The sequence below is a fragment of the Oerskovia merdavium genome, assembly GCF_014836755.1.
GTDB classification, from domain to species: domain Bacteria; phylum Actinomycetota; class Actinomycetes; order Actinomycetales; family Cellulomonadaceae; genus Oerskovia; species Oerskovia merdavium.
This window is the reverse complement of sequence record NZ_JACSQF010000003.1, coordinates 134,473-157,474: the sequence shown is the minus strand read 5'-3', so window position 1 is coordinate 157,474 and position 23,002 is coordinate 134,473. Positions and strand designations below refer to the sequence as shown.

Below are 23,002 nucleotides of genomic sequence, written 5' to 3'. Positions count from 1 at the left end.
CCGACTACTACCCGGCCCGCGCCGTGATCGACCTGGGCGCGATCCGCTCCAACGTCGAGTCGCTCGCGCGGCACGCCGGCACGGCCCAGGTCATGGCGGTCGTCAAGGCCGACGCGTACGGCCACGGCCTGCTGCCCAGCGCCCGTGCGGCGCTCGCGGGCGGGGCCACGTGGCTCGGCACGGCGCAGCTCTCGGAGGCGCTCGCGCTGCGCGCCGCGGGCATCGGCCCCGACCAGGCGCGGGTCCTGACCTGGCTCTACGCGCCGGGAGCGCCGCTCCGGGCGCTCGTCGAGGCCGAGATCGACGTCTCGGTCGCCGCGCCCTGGGCCCTCGACGAGGTCGCCGCGGCGGCCCGCGCGGCCGGGCGTCCTGCTCGCGTGCACCTGAAGATCGACACGGGGCTCGGGCGCAACGGGATCGTGCCGGACCAGCTCCCGGCCGTGCTCGACGCCGCGCTGCGCGCCGAGTCCGAGGGCGTGCTGCGCGTCGTCGGGATCTGGTCGCACTTCGCGTTCGCGGACGAGCCCGAGCACCCGACCGTCCTGCACCAGGCCGACGTGTTCGACGCCGCGGTGCGCACGACCGAGGCCGCGGGTGCGCAGCTCGAGGTGCGTCACCTCGCGAACTCGGCGGCGACGCTCACCAACCCGCGCGTGCACTACGACCTGGTGCGCCCGGGCCTCGCGGTCTACGGCCTCTCGCCGGTCCCGCAGCTCGGGACGCCCGACGACTTCGGCCTGACCCCGGCCATGACGCTCGAGGCTCGGCTCGCGACCGTCAAGCAGGTCGCGGGGGGCCAGGGCGTCTCCTACGCGCACGCCTACACGACGCCGCAGGCGACGATCCTCGGCGTGGTCCCGCTCGGCTACGCCGACGGCATCCCGCGGCACGCCTCGGGCGCCCTGCCCGAGCGGCCCGGTGGCCCCGTGCTGGTGGGTGGGCCGATCGACGAGGCCGGCGGAGTGGACGGCACGGGCCGCGTCCTGCACGTGGCCGGGCGGGTCTGCATGGACCAGTTCGTGCTCGACCTGGGTCCCTACGCGTCCGAGCAGGCGGGCGACGTCGTGACGTTGTTCGGGCCCGGTGCGGGGCTGGCCCGCGGGGGAGCCCCGACCGCCGAGGACTGGGCGCTGGCCGCCGGCACCATCAGCTACGAGATCACGACGCGTCTGGGCGCGCGCGTGCCGCGCGTTCACGTCGACGGCACGGGCGGCACGACCGGCCAGACGACGGAGCCCGCCACGGGCGCTCCGGCGGACCGCGCCCCCGAGGCGTCGAGCAACCCCCTTCACCACGACCAGGAGTGGCTGTCATGAACGACCTGACCATCGATCTGCCCGACGCCGACGCGACCCGCGCGTTCGGGCTCGCGCTGGCCCGCGAGCTGCGCGCGGGAGACCTCGTGATGCTCACGGGCGACCTGGGCGCGGGCAAGACGACCCTGACCCAGGGGATCGGCACGGGGCTGGGGGTGCGGGGCCAGGTGGCGTCGCCCACGTTCATCATCGCGCGCGTGCACCCGCCGCTCGCGGGCGGGCCGTACCTGGTGCACGTCGACGCCTACCGGCTCGGTTCGCTCGACGAGGTCGAGGCGCTCGACCTCGACGCGAGCCTCGACGAGTCGGTCACGGTCGTCGAGTGGGGACAGGACCTCGTGGAGTCCCTCGCCGAGGACCGCCTGGAGATCACGATCGAGCGCCCGCGCGGCGGACTGGGCGTCTCCGCGGGGAGCGACGGGACCGACGACGGGCTCGACTCGCCCGAGGCCGGGGTCCGGCACGTGACCGTGCGGGCCGTGGGCGACCGCTGGGCCGGCTTCGAGCGGGCCGCAGCCGCGCTGCGCGCGGCCGTCGTCGCGTCCCTCGAGTCCTCGGGGGAGCCGGACGACACCGCGGGACCCCGTGCGGAGGGCTCCGGCATGCAGGAGCTGGCCGCCGACCCGTCCGCGGAAAAGTAGGCTGGGACCGTGGCAGTCCTCGCGCTCGATACGTCAGCCGCCGTCGCGGTCGCCCTCGTCGGGGAAGGCGGTGAACGGCTCGCCGTGCGCTCCGCGGACGAGAGACGCCGGCACGCCGAGACCCTGGCTCCCCTCGTGAGCGAGGTGCTCGCCGAGGCCGGCGTGGACCGGACCGCGCTGACCGCGGTCGTCGCGGGCACCGGGCCGGCGCCGTTCACGGGCCTGCGCGTGGGGCTGGTCACGGCCCGCACGCTCGCGCTCTCGCTCGGCATCCCGGCGCTCGGCGTCTCGGGCCTCGACGCGATCGCGGCGCAGGCCGTGAGCGACCTGGGCCTCACGCCGGGCGACGAGGTCCTCGCGACCGCCGACGCGCGCCGTCGTGAGGTGTACTGGGCGCGCTACCGCGTCGTGGCGCACGAGGGTCCGCACGCGACCCCGGTCGTCGAGCTCGTCGCGGGTCCCGACGTGGGTCCGGCCGCGGGCCTGGCCGACCAGGTCGCGGGCGCCGTCGTCGTGGGAGAAGGGGCCGCGCTGTACCCCGACCACCTGCCGCTCGCCGAGGACGCGCCCCTGGTGCCCGACGCGACGGTCCTGGCGCGGCTCGCGATCGCCCGCCGCGACGCGGGCGTCGAGCAGCCCACCGAGCCGCTGTACCTGCGCCGACCGGACGTCCAGGAGCCCGCCGCGCGCAAGCGGGCGAGCGACGCACCGCCCGCGGCGACGCCGACGGGGGCCGGGGCGTGAGCGCGCGCTACGAGGTCAAGCTCCGGCCGCTGCGGGCCGCGGACCTGCCGCGCGTCGTACGCCTCGAGCAGGAGCTGTTCGGGTCGAGCGCCTGGACCTACGGCATGCTCGCCGAGGAGCTCGGGGCGCTGGGCCGCTGGTACGTCGCGGCCGAGCCCGTCCGCCTCTACGCCGCCGGCCCGCAGGAGCTCATCGGCTACGCGGGACTGTGGTTCGACGGCGACGTCACGCAGATCATGACGATCGGCGTGGACCCGCAGTACCAGCACCTCGGCATCGGGTCGGTGCTGCTGACGGCTCTGATCGACCGTTCGCGCCAGGTCGGGGCGAGCGCGGTGCTGCTCGAGGTCCGGGTGGACAACGACGCCGCGCTGGCCATGTACGGCAAGTTCGGGTTCGAGCAGCTCGGCATCCGCAAGCGGTACTACCAGCCAGAGGACGTCGACGCGTACACCATGCGCCTCGAGCTGACCGACGACGCGCCTGCCGCGGAGACCCGCGACGCAGCGGTGCCCGACGAGCCGGGCGTCGCGTGAGCGCACGCGACGCGGTGCTCGTCTCGGCACGGGCCCTGCACGACGAGCTCGCGGCAGGAACGGGCGACCTGGTCCTGCTCGACGTCCGCTGGGCCCTCGGGGTCACGGACGGCCACGAGCAGTACCTCGCGGGGCACCTGCCCGGCGCGGTGTTCGTGGACCTCGAGTCCGAGCTCGCCGCGCCGCCGTCCCCGGCGAGGGGCCGGCACCCGCTCCCGGACCTCGCCGACCTCGAGGCGGCCGCGCGTCGCTGGGGCGTGCGCCAGGGGTCCCGCGTCGTCGCGTACGACGCCGTGGGCGCCACGTCGGCGGCGCGCGCCTGGTGGCTGCTGCGCTGGGCGGGTCTCGCCGACGTCCGCCTCCTCGACGGTGGTCTCGGTGCCTGGACCGGTGCGGGCTTCGTCCTCGAGCAGGGGGAGGTCGTCCCCGTGCGCGGGGACGTCGTCCTGTCGCAGGGGGAGCTCCCCACGCTCACGCCCGACGACGCGGCGCGCCTGGCGTCGTCGGGCAGCGGACTGCTCCTCGACGCTCGGGCGGGCGAGCGCTTCCGGGGCGAGGTCGAGCCCGTGGACCCGCGCGCGGGGCACGTGCCCGGAGCCGTGAGCGCGCCGACCGTCCAGAACCTCGGGTCCGACGGACGGTTCCTCGACGAGCCCGCGCTGCGCGAGCGCTTCGCGGCGCTCGGGGTGCGCGCCGACGGCGAGCAGCACGTCGGCGTCTACTGCGGGTCCGGGGTCACGGCCGCGCACGAGGTCGCAGCCCTCGCCACGCTGGGGATCGACGCCGCGCTCTACGCGGGCTCGTGGTCCCAGTGGTCCAACGACGAGACCCGCCCGGTGGCCACAGGGGCCTGACCGGACGGGTCTCGGGGTCGTTCAGCCGGGGGCCGCAGAGGGCTCGGCGCACCGGCGGGACGGCGTCAGAGCGTCGTCGAGGCCTGCTCGAACGTGAGGCGCGTCTGGCGCGGGTACGTCGCGCCCTCGCCAGCCGGGGTGCCGACGTTGATGACGACGAGCGACTTCCAGCCGTTCTCGCCGAAGAACTCGGCGTCGACACCTGCCGCGTCGAAGCCACCCATGGGACCGACGTGCAGACCGGCCGCACGCAGACCCACGATGAAGTAGCCGACCTGGATCAGCGCAGAGGTGCGGGACATCCCGGTACGGGTCTCCTCGCCGGCAGCCTCGAAGTTCTCCTTGGCGCCCTCCATGTGCGGGGCGAGGACGGGCAGGTACTCGTGGAAGTTGGGGTCGGCCGCGGCGACGATGGTCAGCGGCGCAGCCAGGGTCTTGGCCTTGTTGCCGTCGGCCATGTGCTCGACCAGGCGTGCACGGGCCTCGGGGTCACGGACCACGAGGAGGCGCAGCGGCACGGTGTTCATGGCGGTCGGTCCCCAGCGGACCAGGTCGTAGGCGGCCTGGATCTTCTCGTCCGGCACGGCCTCGTCCTCGAACGCGTGGACGGTGCGGGCCTCGCGGAACAGCAGGTCGGCGGTCGAGGCGTCGATCTCGAGCAGGTCGTCGAAGGCGGCGTCGATGGGGGTGAAGGTCTCTGTGCTCATGCCTCGGTCAACAGTTGAAGGATCAATCACCCTTCCCGATCCGGGGCGTGACGTGCGACACAACGACGGCGTCCCCGCCCGCACGACGACCTCTCCAGCACGACTACGCTGGGAACCATGGTTTCTGGCGGTTCCTCTGACAGCCTCGGTGCCCCCCTCGTCCTCGGGATCGAGTCCTCCTGCGACGAGACGGGGGTCGCGCTCGTGCGCGGCCGCGAGCTCCTCGTCGACGCGGTCGCGAGCTCGATGGACGAGCACGCCCGCTACGGCGGCATCATCCCCGAGGTCGCCTCGCGCGCCCACCTCGAGGCGATGATCCCCACGATCCAGCGTGCGCTGGGCGAGGCGGACGTCGACCTCTCGCAGATCGACGCGATCGCGGTCACGGCCGGTCCCGGCCTCGTCGGCCCGCTCACGATCGGCGCCTCGGCCGCCAAGGCGCTGTCGATCGGCCTGAACAAGCCTCTGTACGGCGTGAACCACGTGATCGGCCACGCCGCGGTCGACGAGCTGGTCCACGGCGAGTTCCCCGAGCACGTCATGGCCCTCGTGGTCTCGGGCGGGCACTCGTCGCTGCTGCTCGTGGACGACATCGCGACCGACGTGACCGAGCTCGGCTCGACGCTCGACGACGCCGCGGGCGAGGCGTTCGACAAGGTCGGCCGCCTCCTCGGGCTGCCCTACCCCGGAGGGCCCCACGTCGACCGCCTCGCGCGCGAGGGCGACCCGACCGCGATCCGCTTCCCGCGTGGCCTCACCGCGCGCAAGGACCAGGAGAAGCACGCGTACGACTTCTCGTTCTCCGGCCTCAAGACCGCGGTCGCCCGCTGGGTCGAGGCCCGTGTCGACAGCGGGCTCGAGGTGCCCTTGAACGACGTCGCGGCCTCGTTCGCCGAGGCCGTCGCCGACGTCCTCACGGCCAAGACCATCGCGGCCTGCCAGCGGCACGGCGTCGAGACGCTCGTGGTCGGTGGCGGGTTCAGCGCCAACTCCCAGCTGCGCGACATGGCCGCGAAGCGTTGCGCCGAGGCCGGTATCGACCTGCGCATCCCTCCCATCCGGTACTGCACCGACAACGGCGCGATGATCGCCGCGCTCGGGTCGGCGGTCGTCCGGGCGGGCGTCGCGCCCTCGGGCCTCGACATCCCCGTCGACTCCTCGATGCCGCTCACGACCGTCACGGTCTGAGCGGGCCAGGCCTGGCCCGCTCTGAGCCGAGCAGCTCGTTCTCGGTGAGGCGGCGTGCCCGATCGGGCGCCGTCGCTCAGCGCGCGGCGCGCAGCACGAACGTGACGTCGCTCGCGTCGTGCGCGGCCGGGCGCCCCTCGTCGTCCTGGACCTCGACGACCTCGAGACCCGCGGCACGGGCCAGGTCGCGGAAGCCGTCGCGGGTGTACCAGTGGATGGTCCACACCCGTTCGTCGACCGTGGTGAGACCGTCCAGGACGCGTTCGTAGCGCAGTGTGCTGCGCTGGACCCGGGCGACCTCGTCGCGCTCCTCGGTCGTGACCGCGACGCTCAGGAGCGCGCCGTCCTCACGCGTCGTCGCGCGGGCGCGCCCGAGCTGCTCGGACGGCGTCGGCGTCGGGACGAAGAGCGGGACCAGCGCGGTGCCGTCGGGGGTCAGGTGGGTCCGGATGCGGCGCAGCGCCGCGAGGGCCGTGCCGTCGTCGGGCAGCAGGGTGAACGTGGGGCCCGCGAGGAAGATCGACCGGTAGCACCGGTCGAGGTCGAGCTCCTCCATGCGCTGGTGGTGCACCACGACGTCGAGGCCCTCCTGGGCCGCGAGCTCGCGGCACCGGGCGAGCATGTCGGCCGACGAGTCGACGCCCTCGACGTCGAGGTCGAGCGCGCGCAGCGCGAGGAGCGGGTCCCCGTCGCCGCACCCGAGCTCGAGGGCCGGCTCGCCCGAGTCCAGGACGAAGCGCGCGTAGCGCTCGGGGTCCTCGTGGCCCGACTTCAGGGGCGAGTAGAGCTCGACGACGAGTCCGGTGTAGAAGTCCGCGGGATCCATGCGCCCATGCTCTCAGCCACCGCCACCGAATTGTTCGGACCCCCGGGCGGGGCGCGCGGGTGGACTTGATACCGTGCGACCTGGCCGACGCGACCGCCGCGGGGCAGTACGGAGAGCTCATGGATCCCGCGCGACCCGGCCCGGCAGGACCTGCCTACCAGGGCCCGCCGTCGGGGTCCGCGCACGCGCCGGGCAGCGCTGCCGCCGCGTGGCAGAGCGCGCAGGCGTGGCACGCGTACGCCCTCACCCAGGTGGGCCGCGCTCAGCAGCACGCCCTGGCGGCGTCGGCGCACTGGTTTGCGGTCCACCGCACGCTCGCCGCCCAGGAGGCGGCGCGTGCGGGCGGCCACCGCTGGCCCCCGGCCCCTGCCGGGCCCACCGGGTACCCGGCCCCGGCCGCACCACAGCCCCCGCGCCGTCGACGCTCCGCGCTCGTCGGGACCTTCGTCGCTCTCGTCGGGGTCCTGGTCGTGGTCGGGCTGGCCGCCGGCGTGATCCGGTCCGCGCAGCAGGGGCTCGCGGGCGCCTTCGACAACCCCGCACCGACCGTGCCGGCGATCGACGGCTGGGTCGCGCCCGAGCCGGACCCGGAGACCACCCCCGTCCCGGGCACCGGTTCGGACGACGTCGTCGCCGACCCTGCTCCCGGCGACCTCGCCGCGGGCGGATCAGACCTCTCTGCCGACGCGGGCATGGAGGAACGCTGGAAGCAGGGAGACTACGCGCTGCCGGTGCCGGACAGCCTGCTCACGGCGGCCCCCGGCACCGCTTTCGCGCCCGGCCAGCCCGACCCGACGCGATGGCTCGTCGATCTCAACCCGGCCAACGAGGGCCTGCGCGTGGTCTTCACCGACGACGGCGCCTACAACTGCGGCATGGAGTGGATCGTCGAGCGCGACATGCGCGAGACCGGCGTCGCCGGGTGCTACGACCCCGACTACCCGACGACCCTGTTCATGTACTGGGGACCCGAGGCGAGCGCTGCGGCAAAGGAGTTCGTGCTCGCGCACGAGCTCTCGCACCTCATGCAGTGGTGGCACCGGTTCGACGTCGTCCAGTCTGCGGGCGAGGCGGGGCTGCGGGACGACGAGGACTGGAAGGACGTCGTCGAGTCGGACGCGACGTGCCGCGTCCTGTCCTGGGGCGGTTACTCGCAGGAGGTCGCGGACAGCTCGTCGTCGCCGTGCACGGCCCCGGACTGGTCGGAGGACTGGCTCGCCGAGCAGGCCGCGGCACGTGGGGTCACGATCACGGACCACTGACCGGGCGCACCCGCGGTGCGCTCCGGCGTCGGGCCACTCGCCGCTACAGCGGGCGCCCCGCCCGCATCTCCGCGACGAGCGCGCGCACCACGGCGTCCAGCTCTCCGCCGTTGCGGCGCGCCACGGCCCGCTGCCGCTGGTACGACGCACCGCGCCGCAGGATCACGCGAACGTCGTCGAGCTCCTGGAGGCACCCGAGCCGGGCCGCCACGGGCTCGAGCTCGACGAGCAGCTTGGCGACGGCCTCGGTCACGAGCTCCTCGTTGCCCGCGCGGTCGAGGATGATGATCGCGTCCATCCCGTACCGGGCCGAACGCCACTTGTTCTCCTGGGCGAACCAGGCCGGGATGGTCGGGAGCTCCTTGCCCTGGTCGAGCAGCGTCGACAGGTGCTCGACGAGGCAGTGGTTGAGCGCCGCGAGCGCGAGGACCTCGGTGAGGTTGGTCGCGCCGTCGCAGATGCGGGTCTCGAGCGTCCCGAAGCGCGGTGAGGGGCGCAGGTCCCACCGGACCTCGTCGAACTGGTCGATCACGCCCGTGTGGATCATGTCCCCGACGTAGCCCTCGAGCTGCTCCCAGGTCTCGAACTGGAAGCCCAGGCCTGCGGTCGGCAGCTGCTGGAACATGAGCGCACGGTTCGACGCGTAGCCCGTGTCCTTGCCACCCCAGAACGGTGACGAGGCCGAGAGCGACTGCAGGTGGGCGAAGTACCCGAGCATGGCGCGCGAGATGGGCAGCACCTTGCTGCGGTCCTCGATCCCGACGTGCACGTGCACGCCGTAGATGAGCATCTGCCGGCCCCACCACTGGGTGCGGTCGATGAGCGTCGCGTAGCGCTGCTTGTCGGTGACCTTCTGCTGGGCCCAGCGCGCGAACGGGTGCGTGCCCGCGCTCATGAGCTCGACGCGCAGGGGGTCGGTCAGGACGCGGATCTCCTCGATCGCGGCCTCGAGGTCGCGGCCCGCGTCGCCGACCGTGCGGCACACGCCGCTCACGACCTCGACCGTGTTGAGCAGGAGCTCCTGGCGGATGTGGGGGTGCTGCGAGCCGTCGGTGGGCTCGACGGCGTCGAGCACGGTCTGGGCGACCTGGCGCAGGTCGCCCGAGTCCTTGTCGACGAGCGCGAGCTCCCACTCGATGCCGACGGACGAACGCTCGGACCGGGCGAAGGGAAGGTGCACCGATCAGCCCCTTTCAGGAGGCGTGGGGGAGTCGAGGATGTTCGTGCCGTCGGGCCGGATCAGCGGTTCGACGACCAGGACCTGCTGCGAGCCGGCGATCCGGGTGAGGACGACGGTCGCCTCCGCGGTGCCGCGGAGGTCGAGCTGCTTGCGGAGCTGTTCGGGCACGACGGCCGTGCCCCGCTTCTTGATGGTCAGCCGTCCCACGCCACGCTCGCGCAGGTAGGCCTTGAGCTTCTTGAGGCTGAAGGGCATGACGTCCAGGACGCGGTACCCGGTCGCGACGTCTGCCGACCCGTCGCTGCCCACGGCGGAGCGGGGAGCGGGGGAGTCCGTGGTCACGTAGGCGATGGTCCGGTCGAGCAGGCGTCCGCCGAGCTCCGCTGCGGCCTGGGCGACGAGCCCGGCGCGGATGATCGCGCCGTCGGGCTCGTAGAGATAGCGCCCGACGACGCCCACGTCCGGGACGAGCTCGTCGTCCCCCTGGGCATGGCGAAGGGTGCGCGACGTGGTGCGGCGCGTGCCGTCGTCGTCCGTCACGGTCCGCAGGACCAGCGCGGTGCGCCCGGGGCCCTCGGGGGCGAGCGGGCCGAACCACAGCGCGGCCTCGACCACGTCGCCGTCGACCGAGACCCACTGCGTCTCGGCGTCGGTCGGCAGTCCCGCGTGCGGGATGCCGGGGCCGACCTTGATACTGACCGCGGGAACGACCGAGCGCAGGGCCCACACGTCGTCGAGCGGGGGAGCGTACGAGCGAGGGTCGAAGATGCGCGTGCCCGAGCGCGTGCGGCGCGCAGGGTCGGCGAACACGCCGTCGACGCCCTCTGCCGCCAGGTCGATGCTCAGCCCGTCCGCGTGGCGGACCTCGGCCTCGGGGAAGTGACGGAGGTTGACGGTCGCGATCGACGCCGTGACCTCGTCGATGTCCGTCGCGAGGACCTGCAGGCCCGTCCCGGCGAACGTCATGGAGTCGGCACCGATCCCGCACGTCAGGTCGGCGACCTTGGTCACGCCGGCCGCGTGATAGCGCTGCGCGTGGCGTGCGGCCACCACGAGCCGCGTGGCCTGCTCGAGGCCGTCCTGGGTGAAGAGCATGCCGTCCGCGAACGTGTCGAACTTCAGGTGCGCCTTGGCGCGCAGGCGCGACTGGGTGAGCGCGGCCGCGGCGAGCTCAGGGTCCACCCCCTGGGCCCGCAGTCCCGTCGCGAGCACCATGGCCTGCCGCTCGTCGTACGGGGGGAGCGCGTTGAGGAGCGCCCACCCCGTCGGGCTGAGCAGCTTGGTCAGTGCCGACGCGTCCATGCGTCGATCTTTCCACGCCCGGCGCGCGTTGGCACTCGCCTTGACCGAGTGCTAATGCGGACCTAGATTGTGCGTAGGACGTTCGCCCCCTCGGGGGCGGGCGAACACCAGAGCGACACCAGCCGGTCCGGCACCCGCGACGACGGACGGCAGGCAGCGCTCGACACTCATCCGTTGCAGTTCTCATAGCGAAAGGGGAGGTCCGACGTGTCGGTCCCCATCAAGCCGCTCGAGGACCGGATCGTCGTGAAGGCCCTCGAGGCCGAGACCACGACCGCATCCGGCCTGGTCATTCCGGACACCGCCAAGGAGAAGCCCCAGGAGGGCGAGGTCCTGGCCGTTGGTCCGGGTCGTATCGACGACAACGGCAACCGCGTCCCCCTGGACGTCGTCGTCGGCGACAAGGTCATCTACAGCAAGTACGGCGGCACCGAGGTCAAGTACGGGGGCCAGGAGTACCTGGTGCTCTCCGCACGCGACATCCTCGCCGTGGTCGTCGCCTGATCATCGGCTGACGGCTGGCAGCTGCCAGCACGAAGGGCCCCGCAACCTCGGTTGCGGGGCCCTTCGTCATGTCAGGGGTCTGCTGAGCTCTCGAGTGGTGCAGGTCGTGACGAGGCCGGTCGTGGTGCCGGCCGCGGCGCTTCGTCGAGCGCGGCGCCGCGACGAGCGTGAGGCCAGGTGGAGGTCAGGCGGTCTTCGAGACCCCGGCCAGGATCGCAGAGCGCTCGTCCTCGCTCAGGCCGCCCCACACGCCGTACGGCTCGCGAACCTTGAGCGACTGCTCGCGGCACTGCATCAGCACGGGGCACGAGGCGCAGATGGCCTTGGCCGCTTCCGCGCGGCGGCGGCGGGTGGAGCCTCGCTCGCCCTCCGGGTGGAAGAAGAGGGTGTCGTCCGCGTCGCGGCACGAGCCCTGGTACTGCCATTCCCACAGTTCCATCACCGGTCCGGGGAGCCTCGAGATCTCTGTCATGTCGAACAACCTACAAGCGTTGCAGAAGTTGTTCAAGGGGCGGGGGTGGATGAGTTTCTGACCGGCTTTGCCTCTCTGTGCACCGTTTCATGGCGAACATGGCGCGAACTGCGGCGTTGTCCACTGTGTGACAGGACACACCGGGACAGCCGACCGAGACACGCCGCGCCCGAAGTGGCGAGGGGGTGAGCCGGTCGGCAGAATCGGTGCATGACTTCACTCCGGTCCGCCCCGACCCCCGGCGGGCCCCGACGGAAGGTGACCGAGGTTCCTGCACTCGCTGTCGCAGCCGTCGCCAAGAGGTTGGGCGTCGCCCCGGCCACCCTCCGCACCTGGGACCGTCGCTACGGTCTGGGTCCCTCCGAGCACACTGCCGGTTCGCACCGGAGATACACGGCCGACGACGTCGCGCGCCTCGTCATCATGCGTCGCCTCACGCTCGAGGGCGTCGCACCGGTCGACGCCGCGCGCGCGGCCCTGGATGCCGACCAGGCGGAGCTCGCGCTCGAGAGCGGCCAGATCGAGCAGGCCGCCGGCTCCGACGGCCCCGCCGAGGACGGGGACGAGGGCGAGCCGTCGGGCGAGACGCCCGGCGGGGGGCTGCGCCTCCTGCGCGCGGTCCCGCGCGGCGCGGACGACGAGCCGGTCCGCATCGGCGCGACGCGCGCCACGGGCGTGTCCGACGTGGTCGACGCCGCGATCTCGTTCGACCAGAAGCGGTGCGACAAGCTCCTGCGCATCGCGCCCGGCACCGACCCCGGTCAGTGGTGGTCGACGCTCGTGGAACCGGCCCTCCACCGCATCGCCGAGCGCACGTTCCTCGCCTCCCCGGGAGAGATGCCGGAGGTGGTCTTCAGCAACGCGACCCTGGCCGCGCTGCGCGAGTACACCCAGCAGTCCGAGGCCGCGCTCGTCGCGGGAGGCGGTCCGCCCCCCAACCATCCGAGCAGGATGCGGCGGATCGTGCTGATCTTCGCGGCGCCGGGAGAGCAGGTGCCGCTCGCGGCCCACGCGCTCGCCGCCGCCCTGGGCGCGCAGGGAGCCATGGCCCGCATCGTGACCGGGTCGGCCACGATGCACCGTTCGCTCGAGCTCGTCGCCATGGTGCGCCCTGCAGCGGTCGCGGTCGTGACGACGCAGCCCCGGCCGGACCTCGACGTCGTCCGGACGGTGCACGAGGCGAACCCGGACCTGCCCATCTTCGTCGGGCTCCAGAACGACGCGGCGGCGACGGGACTGCCCCTCGCCGCGACCGTGCAGCGGGTGCGCAGCTTTACGGGGCTCCTCCACGAGGCGCTCGCCGTCGTCCGGTGACGCGCGCCACGTGCACGGCGGGAGCCGCCCTCCCGGCCGTCCGGTGGCGGGACGGCCGGGAATATGTCAGAGGCCCTCGGCGTAGAATCTTGATGTGACCGACTCTCTCGCAGCCCCCGCACACGACCCCTTCGGATTCACCGGACTGACGTACGACGACGTCCTCCTGCTCCCGAACGAGACGGACGTCATCCCGAGCGAGGTCGATACGACCGCGCGGCTGACGCGCGAGATCACCATGTCCTCGCCGCTGCTCTCCGCCGCGATGGACACGGTCACCGAGTCGCGCATGGCGATCGCCATGGCCCGCCAGGGCGGGATCGGGATCATCCACCGCAACCTGTCGATCGAGGCGCAGGCCAAGGAGGTCGACCTCGTCAAGCGGTCCGAGTCCGGCATGATCACCGACCCGGTCACGGTCGGCCCGGAGGCCACCCTCTCCGAGCTCGACGCCCTGTGCGGCCAGTACCGGGTCTCCGGGCTGCCCGTGGTCGACGAGACCGGCAAGCTGCTGGGCATCATCACGAACCGGGACCTGCGCTTCGTCAACCCGGCTGACTTCGCGGAGCGTCGCGTCTTCGAGATCATGACCCCCATGCCGCTCGTGACGGCCCCGATCGGCATCGAGCGCGACGACGCCGCAGCGCTGCTCGCCAAGCACAAGATCGAGAAGCTGCCCCTCATCGACGCCGAGGGCCGCCTGGGCGGGCTCATCACGGTCAAGGACTTCGTCAAGACCGAGCAGTACCCGGGGGCGACCAAGGACGCCGAGGGGCGCCTGCGCGTCGGCGCCGCGATCGGCTTCTTCGGTGACGCCTGGACGCGCGCGACCTCGCTCGCCGAGGCCGGGGTCGACGTCCTTGTCGCGGACACGGCCAACGGGCACGCCCGCCTCCTGCTCGACATGATCCGCAAGCTCAAGGCGGACCCGGCGTTCAAGGACGTCCAGGTCATCGGCGGCAACATCGCGACCCGCGCAGGTGCGCAGGCGCTCGTCGACGCGGGCGCGGACGGCGTGAAGGTCGGCGTCGGGCCGGGCTCGATCTGCACGACCCGCGTCGTCGCCGGGGTCGGCGTCCCGCAGGTCACCGCGATCTACGAGGCCTCGCTCGCGTGCCGCCCGGCCGGCGTCCCCGTCATCGGCGACGGCGGCCTGCAGTACTCGGGAGACATCGCCAAGGCGCTCGTCGCCGGAGCGGACACGGTCATGCTCGGCTCGCTCCTCGCGGGCTGCGACGAGAGCCCCGGCGACCTCGTGTTCGTCAACGGCAAGCAGTACAAGCTCTACCGCGGCATGGGTTCGATCGGCGCGATGGCCTCGCGCGGCAAGAAGGCGTCCTACTCCAAGGACCGCTACTTCCAGGCGGACGTCGCGAGCGACGACAAGATCGTGCCCGAGGGCATCGAGGGCCAGGTGCCCTACCGTGGCCCGCTCGGTGCGGTCGCCCACCAGCTCGTCGGCGGACTGCACCAGTCGATGTTCTACGTCGGTGCGCACACCATCCCCCAGCTCCAGGAGCGCGGGAAGTTCGTGCGCATCACGCCGGCCGGGCTCAAGGAGTCGCACCCGCACGACATCCAGATGACGGTCGAGGCGCCCAACTACACGGGACGCTGACCCGCCTCCTCCCGAACGCCGGAACGGGCGTGACCCCCTTGGTGGGGGGGCCGCCCGGTGCGGTGTTGGGGGGGGTCAGTCGCGGAACGTCTCGATCCGCGCCCCCAGCTCGATGAGCCGCTCCTGGAGCTGCTCGTAGCCGCGCGAGATGATGTCGACGTTGCGCAGCACCGAGGTGCCCTTCGCGGCGAGCATCCCGAGCAGGATCACGACGGCGGGGCGCAGCGCGGGCGGGCAGCTGACCTCGGCGCCCGACCAGTGGGTGGGGCCCGTGATGTCGAGGCGGTGCGAGTCGAGCAGCCGGACGTCCGCCCCGAGCCGGGTCAGGTCCGTCAGGTGGATGGCCCGGCCCTCGTAGACCCAGTCGTGGATGAGCGTGTGACCGCTCGCGCACGCGGCGATGACCGCGAAGAACGGCAGGTTGTCGATGTTGAGCCCCGGAAACGGCATGGGGTGGATCTTGTCGATCGGGGCGTGCAGCTCGCTCGGGTGCACCGTCACGTCGACCAGACGCGTGCGACCGTTGAGCGCCAGGTACTCCGGCGTGAGGGAGTAACGCAGCCCCATCTCGGAGAGCGTCGCGAGCTCGATCTCCATGAACTCGATGGGCACGCGCGCGACCGTGATCTCTGAGCCCGTCACGATCCCCGCGGTCAGCAGGCTCATGGCCTCGACCGGGTCCTCGGAGACCGCGTACTCGACGTCCGCGTCGATGTCGGTGCGGCCGTGGATGCGCAGGGTCGTGGTGCCGATGCCCTCGATGCGCACCCCGACGAGCTCGAGGTAGAAGCACAGGTCCTGGACCATGTAGTTGGGGCTGGCGTTGCGGATCGTGGTCACGCCGTCGCGCGATGCGGCCGCCATGATCGCGTTCTCCGTGACGGTGTCGCCGCGCTCGGTCAGGACGACGCTCAGGTCCTCCGTGCCACCCGGGGTCACGAGGGCCTCGTAGTTGCCCGATGCCGCCGTGACCGACAGCCCGAACGGGCGCAGCGCGATCATGTGCGGCTCGACGGTCCGGGTGCCGAGGTCGCACCCGCCCGCGTAGGGGAGCGCGAACTCGCGCTCGAGGCCCAGGAGCGGGCCGAGGAACATGATGATCGACCGTGTGCGGCGTGCCGCGTCGACGTCGATCGAGGCCAGGTCGAGGTGCTCGGGCACGACGATCTCGAGGTCGCGGCCGTCGGTCGACCACGTCGCCTGGACGCCGATGCTGCGCAGGACGTCGACGATGCGGTCGACCTCGACGATGCGCGCGACGCGCCGCAGCGTGGTCCGGCCCCGGTTGAGCAGCGACGCGCAGAGCAGCGCGACGGCCCCGTTCTTCGAGGAGTTGACCTCGATGCGTCCGGAGAGCTCGTGACCTCCGCTGACCCGCAGGTGCGAGTGCTTGGGGGCCCCGAACGTGATGATCTCGGAGTCGAGGGCTGCGCTGATCCGCGCGAGCATGTCGAGGCTCACATTCTGCGAGCCCTGCTCGATCCGGTGGATCGCGCTCTGGCTGGTGCCGAGCCTCTCGGCGAGCTGGGCCTGGGTCAGGCCCTTGTTCTGGCGGGCGCCGCGGATGAGCGCGGCGACCTGCGCGAGGTGCTGGGGTGCTTCGTCGACCATGGTCATGGACCGACCGTAACTCATGCATGAGATATTGGCGCGTCGATCTTGGGGTGTGGCGGCAGTTTCACGAGATCATCACGCCTGCCTCATCTGTTCCATGAGTTCAGAGCGGTGCGCTGCGGGTGGTCAGGACGGCCAGGCGGTGCTGGCGCCGGCCCCGACGTACCCCTGCTGCTGGCGCCAGGAGTTGAAGTTCTCCGCCCAGGCGCGGTGGGCCGTGATCTGGTGGCGGTGGAGCGCGTCGAGGTCCTGGTCGACGATCTCCGGGAACGCGCGGGTCATGGCCTCGAGCACGTCGAGGGTCGCCAGGACGTCGACGTCCGCGGTGTGCAGGTTGCCGCCGTCGAACACGCCGTAGTGCGCGCACAGGTCACCGAGCTTGCGCTTGCCCTTGCGGTAGCGGTCGAGCGAACGGTCCAGCACGAGCGGGTCGATCACCGGGGTGACCTCGCGCCCCAGGCGCTCGCCCAGGGTCGGCAGGCCGTGCCGCGTGAGCTCGGCGTCGAGCAGCGAGAGGTCGAACGCGGCGTTGAACGCGACGACCGGGACCCCCAGCGCGAGGTCCGCGGCGATGAGCGACGCGATCTCCTCGAGCGCGGGGCCCGGGGCCTCCCCGTGCTCGACCGCGTGCTCGGTCGAGATCCCGTGGATCGCGGCGGCCTCCGCGGGGATGGGGACGCCCGGGTCGATCAGCCACGTCCGCACCTCGGTGCTCTCGCCCGGCACGCGCCGGACGAGGGCTGCCGTGACGATGCGGTCGTTGTGGACGTCCACGCCGGTGGTCTCCGTGTCGAAGCCCAGCAGGGGCCTGGTGGTCCAGCTCATCGTCGTGCTCCTTGCAGTGGTCCTGTGGACGGCCGGCCCGCCGACTGCGCCGTGCCCGACCTGTCCTGGTCTCTGGTCGTGAGCATGCCAGCGGCCACTGACACGCGCGGGCGCGGCACGTTCGCAGGGGTGTCAGGTCGCCGCAGGCTCGCCCGTGCGCCGCGGGACGGGCCCGCCGTCCCCGACGGTCCGCCGGGCTCCCGGTCGCCCGGGGCTGGACGTGCGGAGTCCACCCGGCGGCACGGGCGGGCGGGGGAGCGGTGCGGGCCGGTATCCTCATCGGGTGAGCAACGAGATCGAGATCGGTCGTGGCAAGCGCGGACGGCGCGCCTTCTCCTTCGACGACATCGCCGTGGTCCCCTCCCGGCGTACTCGTGACCCGGAGGACGTGTCGGTGGGGTGGCAGATCGACGCCTACCACTTCGACCTGCCGATCCTGGCGGCACCCATGGACTCCGTCATGAGCCCGTCGACCGCGGTCGCCCTGGGCAACGCGGGCGGCCTGGGCGTGCTGGACCTCGAGGGCCTGTGGACGCGCTACGAGAACCCGGAGCCGATCCTCGCGGAGATCGCGACGCTCGACGCCGCGAGCGCGACGCGCCGCATGCAGGAGGTGTACGCCGAGCCCATCAAGGCCGAGCTCATCACCCAGCGCCTGAAGGAGATCCGCGCGACGGGCGTCACGGTCGCGGGCGCGCTGTCCCCGCAGCGGACCCAGGAGTTCTACAAGACGGTCGTGGACGCGGGGGTGGACCTGTTCGTCATCCGTGGCACCACGGTCTCGGCCGAGCACGTCTCGGGCAACGCCGAGCCGCTCAACCTCAAGCGTTTCATCTACGAGCTGGACGTCCCCGTGGTCGTCGGCGGCGCCTCGACGTACACCGCGGCCCTGCACCTCATGCGGACGGGTGCCGCGGGCGTCCTGGTCGGGTTCGGCGGCGGTGCGGCGCACACGACGCGCGTGAGCCTCGGCATCCACGCCCCCATGGCGACGGCCGTCGCAGACGTCGCGGCCGCGCGCCGTGACTACCTCGACGAGTCGGGCGGCCGGTACGTGCACGTCATCGCCGACGGCGGAGTGGGCCGCTCGGGCGACCTGGTCAAGGCGGTCGCGTGCGGCGCTGACGCCGTGATGCTGGGTGCCGCTCTGGCGCGCGCCTCCGAGGCTCCCGGGCGTGGCTGGCACTGGGGCTCCGAGGCGCACCACCCGCAGCTGCCCCGCGGCGAGCGCGTGAGCGTCGGCACGGCCGGCACGCTCGACGAGATCCTGTTCGGCCCGGGCCGCCAGGCCGACGGCACGCTCAACCTCGTGGGCGCGCTCAAGCGCGCCATGGCCACGACGGGCTACTCCGACCTCAAGGAGTTCCAGCGCGTCGAGGTCGTCGTCTCGCCGTACCAGCCGCGCTGATGGCTCCGGGCCGCATCCGCGACGGGGTCGCTCTGACGAACGCCCTCGCCGCGGGTGCGCCCGACGCCGCGCCCGAGCACCTGCGGGTCGGCGGCGTGGAGTTCCGCGAGATCGCCGACGACGACGTCGAGCAGGTCGTCGCCCTGTGGGACGGGTGCGGCCTGGTGCGCCCGTGGAACGACGCCCACCGGGACGTCGCTGACGCGCGGGTCAACCCGACGTCGACGGTCCTGGTCGCGCACGACGAGGGCGGCGCCGTCGTCGCCACCGCGCTGGCCGGGTACGAAGGGCACCGCGGATGGATCTACTACGTCGCGGTGGCGCCCGCGCTCCAGGGCGCGGGGCTCGGCAGAGACGCGGTCGTGGCCGCAGAGGCGTGGCTCCTGGCCGCCGGCGCCCGCAAGGTGCGACTCATGGTGCGCACGACCAACACGCCCGTCCTGGGCTTCTACGAGCGCCTCGGGTACACGGACGCCGAGTGCACGGTCCTGGGGCGAGACCTCGTCTGACCCTCGGCCGCGACGGCGCGACGCGACGAGCTGCCGCTCGCGGGTCGGTCAGGAGGCGCGGTGCTGCCGCCCGACTGACCCGCGGCCGTCACCCGTGGGGGCGAGCCGTCAGATCGTCGACCAGCCACCGTCCGACATCAGGAGCGCGCCGTTGACGTTGGCGGAGTCCTCGGACAGCAGCCACGTGATCGAGGCCGCGAGCTGCTCGGCGGTCGCGGGAGCGGGCACGGTCGCCTGCATGATCGGGCCCAGGCGCTGGGCGCCCAGCTCGGAGCGGAACGGCGCCTCGATGTTGGTCGCGACGGCTCCCGGTGCGACGGCGTTGACGCGCACGCCCGCGGGGCCGTAGAAGAGCGCGGTGCTCTTGGTGAGGCCCACGACGGCGTGCTTGGACGTCGCGTAGGGCGTGCCCGACGCGCCTGCGCGGATGCTGGCCTCGCTCGCGACGTTGACGATCCGCCCGTGCCCGGCCTCGACCATCGCGGGCAGCACGGCGCGCATGAGCTTCATGGGGGCTGTCACGTTGATGCGCAGGACCCGCTCCCACAGCGCGTCGTCGATCTCGGCGGTGGGCACGAACGCGTCCATGATCCCCGCGTTGTTGACGAGGCCCGTGATGCGCCCTTCGCCGACCTCGACGATCTGCGCGATCACCGCGTCGTCGGACACGTCGCCCACGACGGTCGTCAGGGGGAGGTCGCCGACCTCTACGCTGAGCGCATCGAGCCGTTCGGCGTCGAGGTCGCTCGCGATGACGCGGGCGCCCTCGGCGAGGAGCCGGGTCGCGGTCGCCTTGCCGATGCCGGAGCCGGCGCCGGTGACGACGACGGTCGCCCCTGCGAAGCGGTTCGGGATGGTCGACGTGGTCATGATGGGGTCCTTCCGCCGGATGGAGGGGCCGGGTGCGGCCCCCCGCTACCTTTTTAACACCGAGTGCCATAAAGAAGTACCCCGAGGAGATGTGATGTCGGAGACAACCGCACGCCGAGGCCGGCCGGCCACCGTCGACCGGCACCGGGTGGCGGCCACGGCCCTGCGCCTCTTCACGGACGAGGGGTTCGGCAACGTCACGATGGACGACGTGGCGGTCGCGTGCGGCGTCGGCCGACGGACCCTGTTCCGCCTCTTCCCCTCCAAGGCCGCGATGGTCTGGGGTGGCTCGGGGGAGGCGCGCGACGCGATCGACGGCGTGCTCGCCGCGGCCGGTGACGTGACCCTGCCCGAGGCCCTCGACGTCGTGCGCGGTGCGTTCGTGGCGTCGTCCACCTTCCCGCCCGAGGCGCTCGAGGTCACGCGTCAGCGGCTGTGCCTCATCGCCGGCGACGAGGAGCTCCTCTCCTGGGGCACGTCGAGCATCGGGACGTCGGCCGCGTCGGTCGCGGAGTTCCTCAGCCGGGCCGAGGGGGCCGCGCAGTCCTCGTTGCGTGCCCGTTCGCTCGCGGCGGCGTGCGCGGCAGCGAACTTCGCGGCCCTCGTCTGGTGGGCGCAGAGTGCCCCCGAGCGTGACCCCGCCGGGGTCGTGGACGAGGCGCTCACGCACCTGCTCGACGGCGCGCGGACCTGGGCCGCGCAGGGCTGAGCCGGGCGGCGTGCGGCCCGGAGCCCCCGGCCCGGTCTCCCGGCGCGGCGTCGGGACCGCGTCACCAGGGGGATTGTGTGAAGGATGTTCTGCGTGGGGGTACCGACGCGTAACCTGTCACGCATGGCAAGCGAACCAGCCGACGGCGGCCAGGGCGGCAGCGCCGCGATCGACGGACTCATCGACCCCGAGGACCCCTCGGCCACGTACGTCCTGGAGCCCGACGTCGTCGCTCCCCTCGTGGCCCGCATCGTCACCTCTCACACCGCGGGCGACCACCGGTCCCTCCTCCCGTTCACGGGCGCGCCCCTCGCGGCGATCCCCCTGTCCTCGGTCGAGGACGTGGCCGAAGCCGTCGAGCGTGCTCGTCGGGCTCAGCGCTCGTGGGCTCACACCACGGTCGCCGAGCGTGCCGCGGTGCTCCTGCGCTTCCACGACCTGGTCCTCGAGAGGCAGGCCGAGGTCCTGGACCTCCTGCAGATGGAGACCGGCAAGTCGCGGCGCAGCGCGTTCGAGGAGGTCGGCGACATCGCCCAGGTCACGCGTCACTACGGCGTGCGGGCGGCCACCTACCTCGCGGACCGTCGCGTGGGCGGCATGCTCCCGGTCCTGACCGGAGCCACGGTGCACCGCCGGCCCGTCGGCGTCGTCGGGGCCATCGCTCCCTGGAACTACCCGCTGACGCTCGGGCTCGCCGAGGCCCTGCCCGCGCTCGTGGCAGGCAACGCGGTCGTGCTCAAGCCGGACCCGCAGACGTCCCTGACCGCACTGTGGGCCGCCGAGCTGCTCGAGGAGGCCGGGTTGCCCGGCGACCTCTTCCTCGTCGTCGCGGGCGGTGGAGACGTGGGCGCCGCTCTGACGGGTCTGGTCGACCACATCGCCTTCACGGGCTCGACCGCGACAGGTCGGAAGGTCGCCGCCCAGGCTGGCGAGCGCCTCATCGGGACCACGCTCGAGCTGGGCGGCAAGAATCCCCTGTACGTCGCGGCGGACGCGCACGTCCCGTCGGCAGCCCAGGGAGCGGTGCGGGCCTGCTTCTCGAACAGCGGCCAGCTGTGCGTCTCGATCGAGCGTCTGGTCCTCCACGAGGACATCGCCGAGGAGTTCCTCGACGCGTTCGTCCCGCTCGTGCGCGGGCTCACGCTCGGGACCGCGCTCGACTACTCGGTCGACATGGGCTCGCTCACGTCGCAGGCGCAGCTCGACCGCGTCGTCGCGCACGTCGACGACGCCCTCGCGCAGGGTGCCCGGGTGCTGGCCGGCGGCGTCCACCGCGCGGACATCGGCCCGTACTTCTACGCCCCCACGGTCCTCGACCATGTCCCGCCCACCGCGGCCTGCGCTCACGAGGAGACGTTCGGGCCGGTCGTCTCGGTGACGCGCGTGCCTGACGACGCGACCGCGATCCGCGTCATGAACGACTCCGAGTACGGGCTCAGCGCGAGCATCTGGACCCAGGACACGGCGCGGGGCCGTCGCCTCGCGGCGCAGGTCGAGGCCGGTGCGGTCAACATCAACGACGGCTACGCCGCGGCGTTCGGGTCGGTCTCGGCCCCCATGGGCGGTTTCAAGTCCTCGGGGCAGGGGCGCCGCCACGGACGCGAAGGCATCGAGGCGCTCACCGAGCCCCAGACGATCGTGGTCCAGCGCGGGGTGTCGCGCGGGCTGAGCTTCGACACGCTGTACGCCCAGCCGGGGGACCGGCCCAGCCGCCTGCTCACGGCCGCGTTCGCGGTCATGAAGAAGCTGCGTCTGCCGTAGCGGCGTCGCGCCGACCGGCGCCCACGACGATCGATCGCCCGCCCCACGTCCGGGGCGGGCGATCGATCGTGGGTGTCAGGGCGTCGCGGAGCGCGACTCGAGGACGTCGGAGACCGCGGTCTCCTTCGCGCCCAGGTGCACCGGCTCGCGGTGCGTGAGGGCGTCCCAGGCCGCCTTGAGCGACGCGGGCACCTCGCGCACGCGGTACATCACGGCCTTCGGGGGCTCGACGCTCGTCGAGGGCACCCCCACGCCCACGGCGTCGATACCCGCCTGGGAGCACGAGAACAGGGCGCGTGGCAGGTGGTAGTCCTGCGTGACGACCACGGCCTCCGTGACGCCGAAGATCTCGTGCGCGCGGACGCACGTGTCGTGCGTGTCGAACCCGGCGAAGTCGCGGACCACGTGCTCGGCCGGGACCCCCTGCTCGACGAGCCAGTCGAGCATCGCGGTCGGCTCGTCGTACCCTTCGCGGGAGTTGTCGCCGCTCACGAGGACGACCTGGACCTTTCCCTGCTCGTAGAGCTCGCGCGCCGCGTCGAGGCGCCGACGCAGGAAGGTCGACGGTGACCCGTCGGGTCGCAGCCCTGCACCGAGCACGATGGCCACGGGCCGCTCGGGCGTCGACGCGACGTCGGGGCTGACCTGGAGCCGACCGCCGACCTGCACCCAGGCGAGCGGGGCCGCGACCACGAGCACGAGCGCGGCAGCGCCGAGCGCGAGCGTCCGTCGATGCCCCCGAGGTGGCGGGACGGGCCCTGCCGTCGGATCCGTCGGTACCGTCGGTGCGGGGTTCCCCTGCGGTGCGCTCACGCGGGCGAGCCTAGCGGCCGGTCCGGGCT

23 protein-coding genes are annotated in these 23,002 nt (G+C 72.9%); 14 read left to right on the top strand and 9 right to left on the bottom strand.

Features of this window, described 5'->3' with window-relative positions:
- Positions 1-23 precede the first annotated feature (23 nt).
- From alr to H9641_RS04280, 5 genes are read left to right on the top strand one after another with little or no spacing between them, the layout of a single operon-like run.
- Entirely contained in the window at positions 24-1,316 is a 1,293-nt protein-coding gene (gene alr / locus H9641_RS04300; RefSeq protein WP_318244379.1) for an alanine racemase, read from the top strand.
- A complete protein-coding gene (tsaE, locus tag H9641_RS04295; protein WP_191801375.1) occupies positions 1,313-1,957 on the top strand; it encodes a tRNA (adenosine(37)-N6)-threonylcarbamoyltransferase complex ATPase subunit type 1 TsaE in 645 nt (214 codons plus the stop codon). Before alr ends, tsaE begins: the two co-directional genes overlap by 4 nt.
- A 9-nt stretch (positions 1,958-1,966) precedes the next feature.
- The gene (gene tsaB / locus H9641_RS04290; protein ID WP_191801373.1) at positions 1,967-2,701 is read left to right on the top strand and encodes a tRNA (adenosine(37)-N6)-threonylcarbamoyltransferase complex dimerization subunit type 1 TsaB; all 735 of its coding nucleotides are present in this window, start codon (positions 1,967-1,969) and stop codon (positions 2,699-2,701) included.
- A complete protein-coding gene (gene rimI / locus H9641_RS04285) occupies positions 2,698-3,237 on the top strand; it encodes a ribosomal protein S18-alanine N-acetyltransferase (RefSeq protein WP_191801371.1) in 540 nt (179 codons plus the stop codon). The genes tsaB and rimI overlap by 4 nt, the downstream gene beginning before the upstream one ends.
- Complete coding sequence (locus tag H9641_RS04280) at positions 3,234-4,091, top strand: sulfurtransferase (protein WP_191801369.1); 858 nt, start codon at positions 3,234-3,236, stop codon at positions 4,089-4,091. Before rimI ends, H9641_RS04280 begins: the two co-directional genes overlap by 4 nt.
- 65 nt (positions 4,092-4,156) lie before the next feature.
- Here the strand turns inward: H9641_RS04280 and H9641_RS04275 are convergent, their stop codons facing one another.
- On the bottom strand, positions 4,157-4,798 hold the full coding sequence (locus H9641_RS04275) for a malonic semialdehyde reductase (protein ID WP_191801367.1): 642 nt from the start codon (positions 4,796-4,798) through the stop codon (positions 4,157-4,159).
- A gap of 117 nt (positions 4,799-4,915) precedes the next feature.
- Here H9641_RS04275 and tsaD point away from each other — a divergent pair, with 117 nt between their 5' ends.
- Positions 4,916-5,986, top strand: coding sequence for a tRNA (adenosine(37)-N6)-threonylcarbamoyltransferase complex transferase subunit TsaD (gene tsaD, locus H9641_RS04270; protein ID WP_191801365.1), 1,071 nt, complete (start codon positions 4,916-4,918; stop codon positions 5,984-5,986).
- A 76-nt stretch (positions 5,987-6,062) separates the two neighbouring features.
- Here tsaD and H9641_RS04265 read toward each other — a convergent pair whose 3' ends face one another.
- Complete coding sequence (locus H9641_RS04265; RefSeq protein ID WP_191801362.1) at positions 6,063-6,812, bottom strand: class I SAM-dependent methyltransferase; 750 nt, start codon at positions 6,810-6,812, stop codon at positions 6,063-6,065.
- A gap of 59 nt (positions 6,813-6,871) precedes the next feature.
- Here H9641_RS04265 and H9641_RS04260 point away from each other — a divergent pair, with 59 nt between their 5' ends.
- Positions 6,872-8,074, top strand: coding sequence for a hypothetical protein (locus H9641_RS04260; RefSeq protein WP_191801360.1), 1,203 nt, complete (start codon positions 6,872-6,874; stop codon positions 8,072-8,074).
- Between the two features lie 43 nt (positions 8,075-8,117).
- Here H9641_RS04260 and H9641_RS04255 read toward each other — a convergent pair whose 3' ends face one another.
- Both H9641_RS04255 and H9641_RS04250 read right to left on the bottom strand, forming a co-directional pair.
- The gene (locus tag H9641_RS04255) at positions 8,118-9,254 is read right to left on the bottom strand and encodes a glutamate--cysteine ligase (RefSeq protein WP_056653873.1); all 1,137 of its coding nucleotides are present in this window, start codon (positions 9,252-9,254) and stop codon (positions 8,118-8,120) included.
- A gap of 3 nt (positions 9,255-9,257) precedes the next feature.
- Positions 9,258-10,556 carry a class I SAM-dependent methyltransferase gene (locus H9641_RS04250; RefSeq protein ID WP_191801358.1) on the bottom strand — a complete coding sequence of 433 codons (1,299 nt, stop codon included), beginning with the start codon at positions 10,554-10,556 and terminating at the stop codon, positions 9,258-9,260.
- 207 nt (positions 10,557-10,763) lie between these two features.
- Here H9641_RS04250 and groES point away from each other — a divergent pair, with 207 nt between their 5' ends.
- Positions 10,764-11,060, top strand: a complete 297-nt coding sequence (gene groES, locus H9641_RS04245) for a co-chaperone GroES (RefSeq protein WP_056653879.1) — start codon at positions 10,764-10,766, stop codon at positions 11,058-11,060.
- A gap of 184 nt (positions 11,061-11,244) precedes the next feature.
- On the opposite strand, the gene H9641_RS04240 is transcribed toward groES, so the two are convergent.
- Entirely contained in the window at positions 11,245-11,532 is a 288-nt protein-coding gene (locus tag H9641_RS04240; RefSeq protein ID WP_056653881.1) for a WhiB family transcriptional regulator, read from the bottom strand.
- A gap of 210 nt (positions 11,533-11,742) precedes the next feature.
- On the opposite strand from H9641_RS04240, the gene H9641_RS04235 reads away from it, so the two are divergent.
- Together H9641_RS04235 and guaB are read left to right on the top strand one after the other, a co-directional pair.
- Positions 11,743-12,846 carry a MerR family transcriptional regulator gene (locus H9641_RS04235; protein ID WP_191801356.1) on the top strand — a complete coding sequence of 368 codons (1,104 nt, stop codon included), beginning with the start codon at positions 11,743-11,745 and terminating at the stop codon, positions 12,844-12,846.
- 94 nt (positions 12,847-12,940) lie between these two features.
- Positions 12,941-14,464, top strand: a complete 1,524-nt coding sequence (gene guaB, locus H9641_RS04230) for an IMP dehydrogenase (RefSeq protein ID WP_191801354.1) — start codon at positions 12,941-12,943, stop codon at positions 14,462-14,464.
- Positions 14,465-14,539: 75 nt separating this feature from the next.
- Here the strand turns inward: guaB and H9641_RS04225 are convergent, their stop codons facing one another.
- Together H9641_RS04225 and H9641_RS04220 are read right to left on the bottom strand one after the other, a co-directional pair.
- Entirely contained in the window at positions 14,540-16,081 is a 1,542-nt protein-coding gene (locus H9641_RS04225; protein WP_225219969.1) for a UDP-N-acetylglucosamine 1-carboxyvinyltransferase, read from the bottom strand.
- A gap of 123 nt (positions 16,082-16,204) precedes the next feature.
- Positions 16,205-16,903, bottom strand: a complete 699-nt coding sequence (locus H9641_RS04220; protein WP_191801352.1) for an exonuclease domain-containing protein — start codon at positions 16,901-16,903, stop codon at positions 16,205-16,207.
- A 283-nt stretch (positions 16,904-17,186) separates the two neighbouring features.
- Between H9641_RS04220 and H9641_RS04215 the strand changes: the two genes are divergently transcribed.
- Both H9641_RS04215 and H9641_RS04210 read left to right on the top strand, forming a co-directional pair.
- Positions 17,187-18,311, top strand: coding sequence for a GuaB3 family IMP dehydrogenase-related protein (locus H9641_RS04215; RefSeq protein WP_056653894.1), 1,125 nt, complete (start codon positions 17,187-17,189; stop codon positions 18,309-18,311).
- Positions 18,311-18,820, top strand: coding sequence for a GNAT family acetyltransferase (locus H9641_RS04210; RefSeq protein WP_191801350.1), 510 nt, complete (start codon positions 18,311-18,313; stop codon positions 18,818-18,820). The genes H9641_RS04215 and H9641_RS04210 overlap by 1 nt, the downstream gene beginning before the upstream one ends.
- 108 nt (positions 18,821-18,928) lie before the next feature.
- On the opposite strand, the gene H9641_RS04205 is transcribed toward H9641_RS04210, so the two are convergent.
- Positions 18,929-19,690 (bottom strand): SDR family NAD(P)-dependent oxidoreductase, encoded by a 762-nt coding sequence (locus tag H9641_RS04205; RefSeq protein WP_191801348.1) that lies wholly within the window; start codon positions 19,688-19,690, stop codon positions 18,929-18,931.
- A 94-nt stretch (positions 19,691-19,784) separates the two neighbouring features.
- Between H9641_RS04205 and H9641_RS04200 the strand changes: the two genes are divergently transcribed.
- Positions 19,785-20,399 (top strand): TetR family transcriptional regulator, encoded by a 615-nt coding sequence (locus H9641_RS04200; RefSeq protein WP_191801346.1) that lies wholly within the window; start codon positions 19,785-19,787, stop codon positions 20,397-20,399.
- Positions 20,400-20,522: 123 nt separating this feature from the next.
- Positions 20,523-22,160 (top strand): succinic semialdehyde dehydrogenase, encoded by a 1,638-nt coding sequence (locus H9641_RS04195; protein ID WP_191801344.1) that lies wholly within the window; start codon positions 20,523-20,525, stop codon positions 22,158-22,160.
- Between the two features lie 75 nt (positions 22,161-22,235).
- On the opposite strand, the gene H9641_RS04190 is transcribed toward H9641_RS04195, so the two are convergent.
- On the bottom strand, positions 22,236-22,973 hold the full coding sequence (locus tag H9641_RS04190) for a SanA/YdcF family protein (protein WP_191801342.1): 738 nt from the start codon (positions 22,971-22,973) through the stop codon (positions 22,236-22,238).
- Positions 22,974-23,002: the final 29 nt, after the last annotated feature.